Raw genomic sequence first — 13,044 nt, 5'->3', positions numbered from 1 at the left:
GTTTTGAAAACCTGCTGACAGATTACTAAATTATTTCACAGCTTCAATTTTGGCTTTTACTTCGGCTTCTGTTCCTTCAAAAACTTCTGTAGTGGTTTTACCATTTTCGGTTTTGGTTACAGTTCCCACTGTGACCCCATTAACTGTAGACAGGTTTACTTCTACTCTTTTTTTACTGTATTTGGTAGTATCAAAACAATCTGTTTTTTGATGAACGTATTTTCCGTTAGCATCATAATGCGCCAGACATTTTGCTGTTTCTTCGGCAGAACATCCTTTTTCTTTGCACATTTTGGCACATTCTTCTTTAGTCATTTTCGAAAAATCTCCACATTTAGAATCTCCTCCAAGGTGGATTTCCATTTTTTTACAACAGGAACCTTTTTCCATCATTCCTGAAGACGAATGTCCTTCTCCTAAAATAGGTGCAATTACCAAACCAATCAAACAAGTTAGTTTAATCAGGATATTCATAGAAGGCCCTGAAGTATCTTTAAACGGATCTCCAACGGTATCTCCGGTTACTGCTGCTTTGTGTGCGTCAGAACCTTTATAAGTCATTTCACCGTTGATTAAAACTCCGGCTTCAAATGATTTTTTCGCATTGTCCCAGGCACCACCGGCATTATTTTGAAAAACTGCCCAAAGTACTCCGGAAACCGTTACTCCTGCCATATATCCTCCTAACATCTCAGCAATTAACTGATTGTTGTCTGCATAAACCAGTTTACCTAAAAGCACGATTGCAATTGGAAAACCAATCGTTAAAATCCCCGGCAGCATCATTTCGCGTAAAGCGGCTTTCGTTGAGATTTCAACGCATTTACCATATTCAGGTTTTCCGGTTCCTTCCATAATTCCCGGAATCTCTTTAAACTGTCGACGTACTTCATATACCATATCCATAGCCGCTTTTCCAACGGAATTCATCGCTAATGCTGAGAAAACAACAGGAATCATTCCCCCCACAAACAACATGGCTAAAACCGGTGCTTTAAAAATATTGATACCATCAATTCCGGTAAAAGTTACATAAGCTGCAAATAATGCCAAAGACGTTAAAGCTGCTGAGGCAATAGCAAAACCTTTTCCGGTTGCAGCGGTAGTATTTCCTACTGAATCTAAAATATCGGTTCTGGTGCGAACTTCTTTAGGTAATTCACTCATTTCGGCAATTCCTCCGGCATTATCTGAAATTGGCCCAAAAGCATCGATCGCCAATTGCATCGCTGTTGTAGCCATCATTGCAGAAGCCGCTAAAGCAACTCCGTAAAATCCTGCCAAAGCATAAGAAATCCAAATGGCTACTGCAAACAATAAAACGGTTGGAAAAGTCGAAATCATTCCGGTTGCCAAACCTGCAATTACATTTGTTCCGGCGCCTGTTGATGACTTTTGTACAATGGCTAAAACCGGTTTTGTACCTAATCCTGTATAATATTCCGTAACAGATGAAATTGCTCCACCCACTACTAAACCTACTAAAGTGGCATAGAAAACTCGCATAGAAGAAATCTGCTGCGATCCTTCTCCGAAGAATTCCATTGTCATTACTTCCGGTAACATGTGCTGCACTAAAAAGAAACAGGCAATAGCTGTAAGAACAATAGAAACCCAGTTTCCTATATTTAATGCTTTTTGCACCTGCGCTTCTTTGGCGTTATCATCTGTTATTTTTACCAGTGTAGTTCCGATAATCGAGAATAAAATCCCAAAACCGGCAATTGCCATTGGAAGCAAAATTGGTCCGATTCCGCCAAAAGCATCCTGAATATTGCCTCCCATGTCTTTAATCACGTAGTTTCCTAAAACCATTGCGGCAAGAACTGTCGCGACATACGACCCAAACAAATCGGCTCCCATACCGGCAACGTCACCTACATTATCCCCAACATTATCAGCAATTGTAGCCGGATTACGAGGGTCATCTTCCGGAATTCCGGCTTCTACTTTACCTACTAAATCGGCACCAACATCGGCAGCTTTGGTGTAAATTCCACCACCTACTCTGGCAAATAAAGCAATAGATTCGGCACCAAGTGAAAAACCTGCCAGTGTTTCCAGAACAACTGTCATCGTTTCGGTATCTTTCCATACGCCTCCTGACAAAATATTAAAGAAGATAATAAAGAACCCGGTAAGTCCTAACACTGCCAAACCTGCAACACCAAGTCCCATTACGGTTCCTCCGCCAAACGAAACTTTCAAAGCCTGCGGTAAACTCGTACGGGCAGCCTGTGTGGTTCTAACATTCGTTTTTGTCGCTATTTTCATCCCGATATTACCGGCATAAGCTGAAAATAAGGCTCCAAATATAAAAGCGACTACTATTAATAAATGCGTTTTAACTCCCGGAATAAAAGTAATTCCGGCCAATGCAATACTGGCAATAATTACAAAAATGGTCAATAATTTATATTCTGCTTTTAAAAAGGCGAGGGCTCCCTCGTAAATGTGTTCTGAAATCTCTTTCATCTTTCCGTCGCCCGCATCTTGTTTTAAAACCCAAGCCCTTTTTATTCCCATGAAAAGTAATCCTAAAATTGCCATAACGATTGGCAAATAAATCATAAATGCATTCATAATCTAGTAATGGTTTTTTGGTTAATAGTTAAAAGTCAATAAACTAACTCAAACGAATTTAAACAAAAAAGCAATACTCCTGACGGTAGTATTGCTTTTTTTATAATTGGGCGGCTTATAAATTATTTAATGCTAAATAATCCTTCCGGTTTGTTTTCAATATCATCAAAACGTTTTGTACACTCTGCAATAATAGCATAAGCTTCGTTTACGTCTCCCCATCCTTCTACGTCTACTTTTTTGTTTTCAAGATCTTTGTATACCTGGAAGAAGTGCTCGATTTCTTTTACTAAGTGTCCGTTGATATCAGAAAGATCATTTAATGAATTCCAGATTGGGTCAGAAACTGGTACACAAATAATTTTTTCGTCTGGTCCTTTATCATCTGCCATGTGGAAAACACCAATTGGTTTTACTTCCATAACACATCCAGGGAAAGTTGGTTCGTTTACTAAAACCAATACATCAAGAGGGTCACCATCAAGAGCTAAAGTTTCCGGAATAAATCCGTAATCAGCCGGGTACATCATTGAAGAGAATAACATTCTGTCGAAACGCATTCTTTTAATTTCAAAATCGTACTCGTATTTATTTCTGCTTCCTCTTGGTATTTCGATCAACACATCGAAAGTTGTTAGTTTGTCTGCGGTCATTTTTGTTTTTTATTGTTTCTATAATTTCGACTGCAAAAGTAACTAAAGAATCCCTTTTTACAATAAAAAACTGCATTTATCTATGTACTTTTCTTTTAAAAAACAGGGAGTTAATACGTAATCTTTCTATTTCTTTTGTTTAGATAATAATGCCAAAGTAAATAGGTGGCATAAGACCGATACGGACTCCATTGTTCCGCGTGAATTTCCATTTCCTTTTTGTCGTGAATATCCAATAATTCTTTAATGGTGTTGACAACTGCAATATCTCCCAACGGAATCAAATCAGGTTCCTGAAGACAGAACATGAGATAGATATCAATCGTCCAGTTTCCAATTCCTTTCAGCTTAATAAGCTCTTCCCGAACTTCTTTTGCCGATTTTGTGGCCAGACTTTCGATGTCCAGTTCTTTACTCAAAACGGCTTCTGCCAATATCTTAATGTATTTCGTCTTTTGACGGCTCACTCCTAAATTTCGAAACTCTTCATCCGATAACTCCACCATATTTTCAGGACTGCAGGTCGTATAGGCTTTTATCTTTAAAAACGTTGCTTTCGCCGAATCTATCGAAACTTGTTGCTCTAAAATAAGCAATACCAAAGTCGCAAAACCTTGCGGTCGTCTTGGAATCGGCGGCAATCCGTATTTGTCTATAATATCCAGAAAAACAGGGTTTCTGGCAGATAGGAAATCAATAGCATCCTGCATAACTTTGTTTTAAGAATACTCAAAATTAAACAAAATTACTGCAATAATTATCCCGAAATGTATTGTCCATAAGGAAGTTTATTCACCGCATAAATAATAAAAGAAGAAAGGAACAAACACAATAGCGTTGTAATAGGAATAGCCAAAACCGGATTTATAAAATCATAATCGATCCCTGAAGACACCAGAAACCGCAAAACCAAAATATGAACCAGATAAATACCGTAGCTGTATTTATTGATGAAATTAATAATCCGAATGAGGGTTGGATTTGAAATTTTTGAATTTTTGAAGAAAATAAACAATCCAATAGAGACCAGCATCACATTAAAAGTCAGGTAACCATAAAAATATTCATTAAAACGATCTTCTGATATCGATAAAAAATAAGTTCCGAAAATTGTAATAATAGCTCCAAAAGAAAGCAAGAGTACAGAAATTCGTTTCAATCTTCGGGCATCATATTGAAATGACTTGACCGACAAATAATAACCTAAAACCAGATATCCTAAAAAGCCTGTAAAGTAGGTCAGATCAACATTGATTCTGAACTTAGAAAAAATGGGCTGATTGATCATTAGAGCAAAAATCCAAATGGCCAGAAAATACAATATCTCTTTTTCATTAGCATTCTGAATCCACTTGCTGAGAATCGGGATAAAAAGATAAATCCCAATTACCATATAAATGTACCATAAATGAAAGGAACTCCCTCCGATAATAAGTGTAATGGCACGCTTAAAAATATCGACAAATGCTTTTTCAGATTCTAACAAAAATTCGCTTCTAACGGTTAGCAGAACATAAAAAAGACTCCAGAATAAGAAAGGTAAAATAATTCTCGAGAACTTTTTTCTCAAAAAATCATTCAGTTCGTATTTTTTGTTCAGCATTAATGCTCCGGTAAGCATCAAAAAAACTGGTACACAAAAACGGACAAGACCGTCGTAAACATTACCTGTCCACCAGGTAAAATTGGATATATGACCGTACTGATAGAGAATATCACAGGCTACATGCACTACGATCACGCTGATGGTGGCTAAAACTCTGAGATTATTTGTCCAATTTAGATTCTTACTTTCTATAGTTATACTCATAGAAACTAAATTAAGAAAAAATCTGACAATTTATCTAAAAATAAAAACCAAATGAACCTTTTATCGCAAATTTGCTTGCATCCGGCATATTGAGGTAATTCCCTCTCCATGAGAAGTCAAGACGGAATACTTTGAATATATTTCCAATTCCGGCATTGTATTCCCAATACACATTTTCGGGTGCATTATAAGGTAAGCCCGAAGCATTAATGGCACGATTAGCATCCGAAATAGTTCCGTGTACTGCTCTGATTCCTACAAATTCTCTCCAGTTTAATTTTCTCATAAAAGGAATCCTTGCAAACAGCCTTCCGCCAAAATCATGATTCCATTGTAAAGTAGTATACTGATCAGTTACAAACTCATAGAAATTTAAATTACTGAAGGTATTCTCGATAGTAAAATAAGTCTGGTTTCCTGGTATTACACTCATTAATCCCAGTGGAATTGTACCAAAGGTTTTTCCGGTTTCAATGATAATATTGGATCTTCCTAACGGGCCAATAATAATAGGTTGTTTATAAAACAATTGGACTTTCTGGTAGGCGAAATCACTGTTTAAAACCCCTTTTAAACCATAACTAAAGTTCACAAAGAAATGACTGAACGGACTGTCAACAATATTACGCTCTACTCCAAAACCAATAGTCTTACGATTCGGCATAAACTCAAACTGAATGTTCGCCTCTGACTGCGTTACTTTATTGGCTATAACACCAGCCGGATTCGCAGCAGTTGGCAAAGTAGTATAATAGTCTAAACTAAAAGTAGGGGAAGCCGATTCTAAAGTTCTATAGGAAACTCCGGCCTGAACAACAAAATTCTTAAGAGGCTCCATTTCAAGGGAAACATTGCTCAGATTTATGTTCGTCAGTTTTCCATTACTTCCTGTGGTAAATAAGGCGGAAGAAGCAAAACTTCGTCCTAAAATATCGTTCGTAGTCGTTAAACTAGCACCAATTTGTTCGATATCGCGCCTGTTTCCTCCGGAGATAATGACACGGTTTTTCTTGTCCACCATCCATTTTCCGGAAACTCCGTATTTGAATTTATTATCGTCAAAACCATATGCCGTATAGGCTTGTATACGCCAAGGGTCATTCGGACCAAAATAAGTCCTTCCTCCTGCACGCAATCGCAATCCTTCAACTTCATTATAGCCGAATGTTGAAAAGATAGGTCCAAAATCGAAATTCTTAAACTCGACATAACCACTTCCCAGAATAGAAACTAAACTATAGAGTTGCTTGAATCTTTTAACAGTTTGCAGCGTGTCGAGCATTTTATAAATACCCGCTTCATCTTTATTGAGTTTTTCAAAACGGTTTTCATTCCAAAACTCATCCGATTTCGTATAGACAGAATTATCAATAAAATTAACTTCCTTCTTATAAAAACTTTCCGGTTTCTGAAGATTGAATTTATGATCTTTATACAATGTGGTTCGCTTTCCGTAAACCCCTTTTGATTTTTCCTTTTTGTTCAAAGCAAAATCAGACATCATATAATCACGGGTCAGAAGAAATACAGAATCATTCTCTACCTCAAATTCCTGTTCGATATAAATGTCTTTTACCCAGTTAATATTGGCACTTTTAGTAACGGCCATATTAATTTTTTTAATCGCAAAAGTGGTATCGTTTACCCAAAAATCCCCTTTAAAAGTCAGTTCATTTTTACGTCTTGGATAAAAAACAATATTATAACACCATTTTTTGTCAACATAAGCACTGTCTTTTAAAACATAATTGTAGACGTCAATTCCGGTTCTGGAAAGCGGACTTGTAAAGCTCTTATCGAAAAATTTAAGGTGATTGTCGTAAATATTATAATCAGAGTACAGGTCTTTTACAAAAGACAAAATCTGCTGATTACCATTGAACCCTGAAGTTTTATTTCCGGTCAGATTCTCCTTTGTTTTCTTTAATTTATTATCTCCGTATACATCATAAAGAGATTCACTAATAAAAATCGGCAGATACGTTTTTCCGGTAACTTCTGATGTGTCAACATGCTGGAACACAAACTCCATTCCTTTGAAGAGTTTATTCTTCATAAAAGCACTATCAATCGTGTTCATGTCAAACTCGACTTTTTCATACTTCTGCATTTGATACTGACTGAATTGGTACAGTCCGTTCTTGCGTTTACGTTCCCAGATTTTTCTCAGAATATCCAGTGCAGGATTGTTTTTCTTAGAGGTTTTTCCGGTAAAGATAACCACTTCATTCAGTGCTTCAGCTTCACTTAAAACTATTTTGAAATCATAGTTTACCGCTTTTTCCAACGTAACTTCCCGATCAGAGAATCCCGCTGAACTCACCACTAAGGTAGTATACGTATTAGGCGATTCGAGATAAAAACGTCCGTCTTCATTCGAAACGATTCCCGTATTCGACCCTTTAAAAACAACATTTGCAAACGGAATCGGCTGATTCGATTTGTCTAAAACAATTCCACTCACTTTAGTTTGTGCAGCAACGCCACCCACTAGTGCGAGTACAAAAAATAAGCTGAGTAAAATTATTCTTTTCATAATCCTGCAAAAAAAAACTTCATCAATTAACATGACTGATGAAGTTTTATAAGTATCGTTTAATTTACTATTTGTACATTACTTTCTTTACTGCTTTTACTACATCACCAGCGTTTGGCAACCAATCTTTTAGTAAAACAGGAGAATATGGTGCAGGTGCATCGGCAGTCGTAATACGCTGAATTGGCGCATCAAGAAAATCGAATGCTTGTTCCTGAACGATATAAGTAATCTCAGATGAAATACTTGCAAATGGCCAAGCTTCTTCTAAAACTACTAAACGGTTTGTTTTTCTTACAGAAGCAAGAATAGTCTCTTTATCCATTGGACGAACTGTTCTTAAATCGATAATCTCACAAGAGATTCCTTCTTTAGCCAATTCATCAGCAGCGATAAAAGCTTCTTTGATAATTTTACCAAAAGAAACAATTGTAACATCTTTTCCTTCACGTTTAACATCGGCAACTCCTAATGGAATTGTATATTCTCCGTCCGGCACCTCACCTTTGTCACCATACATTTGCTCAGATTCCATAAAAATCACCGGATCATTATCACGAATAGCAGATTTCAAAAGTCCTTTTGCATCGTAAGGAGTTGAAGGTACCACAACTTTAAGTCCCGGAGTATTAGCAAACCAGTTTTCTAAAGCTTGAGAGTGAGTCGCTCCTAATTGACCTGCAGAAGCAGTTGGTCCGCGAAAAACGATAGGCACATTAAATTGTCCACCTGTCATTTGACGCATTTTAGCAGCATTATTTATAATTTGATCAATACCTACTAAACAGAAGTTGAAAGTCATATACTCAACAATAGGACGACAGCCATTCATTGCTGATCCTACTGCAATTCCTGTAAAACCAAGCTCAGCAATTGGAGTATCGATTACTCTTTTTTCACCAAACTCAGCAAGCATTCCTTTTGAAGCTTTGTAAGCTCCGTTGTATTCTGCAACTTCTTCGCCCATTAAATATATGGATTCATCGTGACGCATTTCTTCGCTCATCGCTTCACAAATGGCCTCTCTAAATTGTATTGTTCTCATATTTATATTGTATGTTGAATTTTCTGAAGAGCAAAAATAAATATTTTAAATCACTTAAAAGCAAAAATTGAATTTAAAATCACACGAACTTCCGACTCTCCTGCGCTTTTAACTTTTTAAAATTTGTTGTGATAATTACGAAATCGATGTAATTAACGCTTTATCACTTAAAAACTTTTTTTCAGCCCAACTTCCCACTCTAACATTAGGCTTCACTTCAGTAAAATTCTTACTAACTAACGTAACAATCGAAATTATAGTATAAGTCGACGACAAATTTAACAATACGAGCAACCCCTGTTTTGCAAAATCCCTAAGAATCAGGAAACATCAATGCATTATCAATATTCAATAACGACGAACGGCTTTTCTTATTCCGTAATCTGCGAAAACGTAATAGTTTTTAAAAAATATTATGCATGCATAGTATATTATTTCAATTTTAATTTCTAAATTTGTGGAAGCGTTTTATAATTTATCAAAATATATACTTATGAAAATATTAGTTTGCATCAGCCATGTGCCTGATACTACTTCAAAAATTAACTTCTCCAATGGTGACTCAGAATTCGATACCAATGGTGTTCAATATGTAATTAATCCTAATGACGAGTTTGGTCTTACACGTGCAATCTGGTTTCAGGAGCAGCAAGGTGCAACAGTAACTGTTGTAAATGTTGGAGGACCTGATACTGAGCCTACTTTACGTAAAGCTTTGGCAATTGGTGCAAACGAAGCAATTCGTGTAAATGCTAACCCAACTGATGGTTTTTTTGTTGCAAAGCAATTGGCTGAAGTAATTAAAAATGGTGGTTATGATCTGGTAATTGCCGGAAAAGAATCTTTAGATTATAATGGTGGAATGGTTCCTGGAATGATTGCAGGAATTTTAGGTTCTAACTTTTTAAATTCTTGTACTTCGATCACTGTTGAAGGCAGTAATGTAAAAGCAGTTCGTGAAATTGATGGTGGAAAAGAAACTGTAAGCACTACTTTACCTTTAATCATTGGTGGTCAAAAAGGTCTTGTTGAAGAAAAAGACTTACGTATTCCAAACATGAGAGGAATCATGACAGCAAGAACAAAAGCTTTAACTATTCTGGAACCAGTTGATGCTCCGGTAAACACAAAAGCGGTAAAATTTGAAAAACCAGCTCCTAAATCAGCAGTAAAACTAGTTTCTCCTGATAATTTAGATGAATTAATCAATTTATTACACAACGAGGCTAAAGTAATCTAGTAATCAGTATTCAGTTGCAGTTTTCATTTTACATCAACTTGAAACCTGAAACTTTAAACTTCTAAACAAAAAATTATGTCAATATTAATATATGCAGAATCTGCAGAAGGAAAATTTAAAAAAGTTGCTTTCGAACTAGCTTCTTACGCTAAAAAAGTAGCTGAAACTTTAGGAACAACTGTTACCGCTTTAACCATAAACATTAGTGATGTTAGCGAATTATCAAAATACGGAGTTGATAAAGTTTTAAAAGTAAACAACGATAAATTAGCTGGTTTTACTGCTAAGGCTTATGCCGATGTGATCAAACAAGCCGCTGAAAAAGAAGCTACAAAAGTAGTTTTACTTTCTTCTACAACAGATAGTATTTACCTTTCTTCATTAGTAGCTGTAGCTTTAAACGCTGGTTTCGCTTCAAATGTAGTTGGATTACCAGTTAGCACTTCTCCTTTTCAGGTAAAAAGAAATGCTTTCTCTAACAAAGCTTTCAATATTACTGAAATCACTACAGATGTAAAAGTTCTTGGTCTTGCTAAAAACTCTTACGGAATTTTCGAAAGTGCTGGATCTGCAACTGAAGAAGATTTCAACCCAACAATTGGAGACAACGATTTTGGAGTAAAAGTAGAATCTGTAGAAAAAGTAACCGGAAAAGTTTCTATCGCTGATGCTGATATCGTAGTTTCAGGCGGACGCGGATTAAAAGGCCCTGAAAACTGGGGATTAGTTGAAGACCTTGCTGCTGTATTAGGCGCAGCAACAGCTTGTTCTAAACCAGTTTCAGACTTAGGATGGAGACCTCACAGCGAGCACGTTGGACAAACCGGAAAACCGGTTGCCACTAATTTATACATTGCAATAGGAATTTCAGGTGCTATTCAGCACATTGCAGGTATCAACTCATCAAAAGTAAAAGTTGTAATCAACAACGACCCTGAGGCTCCTTTCTTTAAAGTAGCTGATTACGGAGTTGTTGGAGATGCTTTTGAAATTGTTCCGCAATTAATTGAGAAATTAAAAGCTTTTAAAGCACAGCATTCTTAATTTAAAAATTCTCTTTAAAAATATAGCTACCTAAAAACAAGATAATCGTATCTTTGTTTTAGGTAGCTTTTTTGTTCCATATTTTTTGATTAAAATTGCACCTTTATTTTTCAATCAAAAAAAGTATCAAAATGAGGCAATAATTGCCCTTTTTTATCCATATATATGAGTCTAGTAAAATTATCCATAAAAGGAATTTCATACAGTCAAACTCAAAATGGCGCTTATGCCTTAATTTTGAATGAAGTTGATGGCGAAAGAAAATTGCCTATCGTTATTGGTGCTTTTGAAGCACAATCGATTGCTATTGCTCTGGAAAAAGAAATTAAACCTCCGCGTCCGTTAACGCACGATTTGTTCAGAAACTTTGCTGAGCGATTTGATATAGTCGTAAAACAAGTAATTATTCACAAACTTGTGGATGGTGTTTTTTATTCCAGTTTGATCTGCGAAAGAGACAAAATTGAAGAAATTATAGACGCCAGAACTTCTGATGCCATTGCATTGGCTTTGCGATTTAATGCTCCTATTTTTACTTACAAAAACATTCTGGACAAAGCGGGAATTTACTTAAAATCGAATACCGCAGAAACCGATCAGGGATCTCAGGAAATCGATGACGTACTTTCGAATCCGGAAACTTTTGGACGTGAAGAGGAAAGCAATCAATCCGGAGATATTTATTCCAAACATAGCTTGCAGGAACTAAACGAACTTTTAGACCAGGCAGTTTCTCAGGAAGATTACGAAAAAGCAGCTAAAATTCGAGACGAAATTTCGAGAAGATGATTTTAAGGCTGTAAGCCGTAAGCTTTAGGCTATAAGCTTAAAGCAAAAACATAAAAAACAAGCTTAGAGCATTAGGGAAAAACCTAAAACTCAAAGCCTAAAGCTTAAAGCAGCATGAAACAATACTTAGATCTGGTACGACACGTTTTAGACAACGGCTGCCAAAAAGGAGACAGAACAGGAACGGGAACCAAAAGTGTTTTTGGCTACCAAATGCGATTTGATTTAAGTGAAGGTTTCCCAATGGTTACCACCAAAAAACTACACCTAAAATCAATTATATATGAATTGCTTTGGTTCTTAAAAGGAGACACCAACGTAAAATACCTTCAGGAAAACGGTGTAAAAATTTGGGATGCTTGGGCAGACTCTAATGGCGATTTAGGCCCTGTTTACGGACATCAATGGCGTAATTGGAACAGCGAAGAAATTGATCAAATCTCTGAATTAATTACCGAGCTAAAAACAAATCCAAACAGTCGAAGAATGCTGGTTTCAGCATGGAATCCTTCGGTCTTGCCGGATACTAAAAAATCATTTGAAGAGAATGTAGCCAACAACAAAGCAGCTTTACCTCCTTGCCATGCTTTCTTTCAATTTTATGTCACAAGTCCTGACACCGAAAAAGGAGAAACAAAAGGAAAACTATCCTGCCAACTGTACCAGCGAAGTGCCGATATATTTTTGGGAGTTCCTTTTAACATCGCTTCTTACGCTTTATTAACCCTGATGATTGCACAGGTTTGCGACTTGGAACCGGGAGAATTCATTCACACATTTGGAGACGCACACATTTACAACAATCATTTTGAGCAATTAGAACTACAACTTACACGTGAACCAAAACCATTACCTAAGATGGTTTTAAATCCGGAGATTAAAAACATTTTCGACTTTGATTACAATGACTTCACGCTTTTAGATTATGAACCGCATGCCGGTATAAAAGGAAGTGTTGCTGTATAAAACATAAAAAAATCCGCTTAAAATTTTAAGCGGATTTTTTTATACTACCAGAACGCTGTTTTCGCTTCCAGCATAATCATTCCACTTATACGAATCCGCCTCAGGATCGTTTTCATACACTCCGTCGACTACATATTTAAATTCGTAAATCGTGTCTTTCACCAAATCATAAGTAGCTTTAAAAGTTCCATTTTTCAATTTACTTAAAATTCCTTCCTCGGGATTCCAATTGTTAAAATCCCCAACAACTGCCGCCGAATTTGCATCTTTTGCATCTATCGTAAAGGTGACTTTACACACCGGCCTTGTTTTTACAAACTGTTTCTTCAAAGACATAACTATTTAATTTTTAGATTCATAGACTAAATTACATAAATT

11 protein-coding genes are annotated in these 13,044 nt (G+C 36.3%); 4 read left to right on the top strand and 7 right to left on the bottom strand.

The genetic code is table 11. From position 1 onward, the window contains the following. Positions 1 to 30 precede the first annotated feature (30 nt). From M4I44_RS07255 to M4I44_RS07230, 6 genes are all read right to left on the bottom strand, one after another. A complete protein-coding gene (locus M4I44_RS07255) occupies positions 31 to 2,583 on the bottom strand; it encodes a sodium-translocating pyrophosphatase (RefSeq protein ID WP_017498355.1) in 2,553 nt (850 codons plus the stop codon). A 122-nt stretch (positions 2,584 to 2,705) separates the two neighbouring features. Further along, entirely contained in the window at positions 2,706 to 3,236 is a 531-nt protein-coding gene (locus M4I44_RS07250) for an inorganic diphosphatase (protein ID WP_017498356.1), read from the bottom strand. Positions 3,237 to 3,346: 110 nt separating this feature from the next. After that, a complete protein-coding gene (locus M4I44_RS07245) occupies positions 3,347 to 3,946 on the bottom strand; it encodes a DNA-3-methyladenine glycosylase (protein WP_249966919.1) in 600 nt (199 codons plus the stop codon). Between the two features lie 47 nt (positions 3,947 to 3,993). Beyond that, complete coding sequence (locus tag M4I44_RS07240) at positions 3,994 to 5,046, bottom strand: acyltransferase (protein WP_249966918.1); 1,053 nt, start codon at positions 5,044 to 5,046, stop codon at positions 3,994 to 3,996. 34 nt (positions 5,047 to 5,080) lie between these two features. Next, the gene (locus tag M4I44_RS07235; protein ID WP_249966917.1) at positions 5,081 to 7,582 is read right to left on the bottom strand and encodes a DUF5686 and carboxypeptidase-like regulatory domain-containing protein; all 2,502 of its coding nucleotides are present in this window, start codon (positions 7,580 to 7,582) and stop codon (positions 5,081 to 5,083) included. A 67-nt stretch (positions 7,583 to 7,649) separates the two neighbouring features. Further along, entirely contained in the window at positions 7,650 to 8,627 is a 978-nt protein-coding gene (locus M4I44_RS07230) for a pyruvate dehydrogenase complex E1 component subunit beta (protein ID WP_017498360.1), read from the bottom strand. Between the two features lie 493 nt (positions 8,628 to 9,120). Between M4I44_RS07230 and M4I44_RS07225 the strand changes: the two genes are divergently transcribed. The 4 genes from M4I44_RS07225 (at position 9,121) to M4I44_RS07210 (ending at position 12,666) form a co-directional block, all read left to right on the top strand. Next, entirely contained in the window at positions 9,121 to 9,867 is a 747-nt protein-coding gene (locus M4I44_RS07225; RefSeq protein WP_017498361.1) for an electron transfer flavoprotein subunit beta/FixA family protein, read from the top strand. A 75-nt stretch (positions 9,868 to 9,942) separates the two neighbouring features. Further along, complete coding sequence (locus tag M4I44_RS07220; protein WP_249966916.1) at positions 9,943 to 10,911, top strand: electron transfer flavoprotein subunit alpha/FixB family protein; 969 nt, start codon at positions 9,943 to 9,945, stop codon at positions 10,909 to 10,911. 165 nt (positions 10,912 to 11,076) lie between these two features. Next, positions 11,077 to 11,700 carry a bifunctional nuclease family protein gene (locus M4I44_RS07215; protein ID WP_070905903.1) on the top strand — a complete coding sequence of 208 codons (624 nt, stop codon included), beginning with the start codon at positions 11,077 to 11,079 and terminating at the stop codon, positions 11,698 to 11,700. 114 nt (positions 11,701 to 11,814) lie between these two features. Then, complete coding sequence (locus tag M4I44_RS07210; RefSeq protein ID WP_017498364.1) at positions 11,815 to 12,666, top strand: thymidylate synthase; 852 nt, start codon at positions 11,815 to 11,817, stop codon at positions 12,664 to 12,666. A 39-nt stretch (positions 12,667 to 12,705) separates the two neighbouring features. Here M4I44_RS07210 and M4I44_RS07205 read toward each other — a convergent pair whose 3' ends face one another. Beyond that, the gene (locus tag M4I44_RS07205; protein WP_249966915.1) at positions 12,706 to 13,002 is read right to left on the bottom strand and encodes an isoamylase early set domain-containing protein; all 297 of its coding nucleotides are present in this window, start codon (positions 13,000 to 13,002) and stop codon (positions 12,706 to 12,708) included. Between the last annotated feature and the right edge of the window lie 42 nt (positions 13,003 to 13,044).

Origin of the sequence: Flavobacterium sp. B183 (genome assembly GCF_023539155.1) — a bacterium.
Taxonomy (GTDB): domain Bacteria; phylum Bacteroidota; class Bacteroidia; order Flavobacteriales; family Flavobacteriaceae; genus Flavobacterium; species Flavobacterium tructae.
Note: the sequence above shows the minus strand (reverse complement) of the source record. Positions and strands in the feature narration are given on the sequence as shown.

Excerpts from the sequence above, each read along its gene's own strand:
- M4I44_RS07255 (WP_017498355.1), bottom strand. The coding sequence starts at position 2,583 with ATGAATGCATTTATGATTTATTTGCCAATCGTTATGGCAATTTTAGGA.
- M4I44_RS07250 (WP_017498356.1), bottom strand. The coding sequence starts at position 3,236 with ATGACCGCAGACAAACTAACAACTTTCGATGTGTTGATCGAAATACCA.
- M4I44_RS07245 (WP_249966919.1), bottom strand. The coding sequence starts at position 3,946 with ATGCAGGATGCTATTGATTTCCTATCTGCCAGAAACCCTGTTTTTCTG.
- M4I44_RS07240 (WP_249966918.1), bottom strand. The coding sequence starts at position 5,046 with ATGAGTATAACTATAGAAAGTAAGAATCTAAATTGGACAAATAATCTC.
- M4I44_RS07235 (WP_249966917.1), bottom strand. The coding sequence starts at position 7,582 with ATGAAAAGAATAATTTTACTCAGCTTATTTTTTGTACTCGCACTAGTG.
- M4I44_RS07230 (WP_017498360.1), bottom strand. The coding sequence starts at position 8,627 with ATGAGAACAATACAATTTAGAGAGGCCATTTGTGAAGCGATGAGCGAA.
- M4I44_RS07225 (WP_017498361.1), top strand. The coding sequence starts at position 9,121 with ATGAAAATATTAGTTTGCATCAGCCATGTGCCTGATACTACTTCAAAA.
- M4I44_RS07220 (WP_249966916.1), top strand. The coding sequence starts at position 9,943 with ATGTCAATATTAATATATGCAGAATCTGCAGAAGGAAAATTTAAAAAA.
- M4I44_RS07215 (WP_070905903.1), top strand. The coding sequence starts at position 11,077 with ATGAGTCTAGTAAAATTATCCATAAAAGGAATTTCATACAGTCAAACT.
- M4I44_RS07210 (WP_017498364.1), top strand. The coding sequence starts at position 11,815 with ATGAAACAATACTTAGATCTGGTACGACACGTTTTAGACAACGGCTGC.
- M4I44_RS07205 (WP_249966915.1), bottom strand. The coding sequence starts at position 13,002 with ATGTCTTTGAAGAAACAGTTTGTAAAAACAAGGCCGGTGTGTAAAGTC.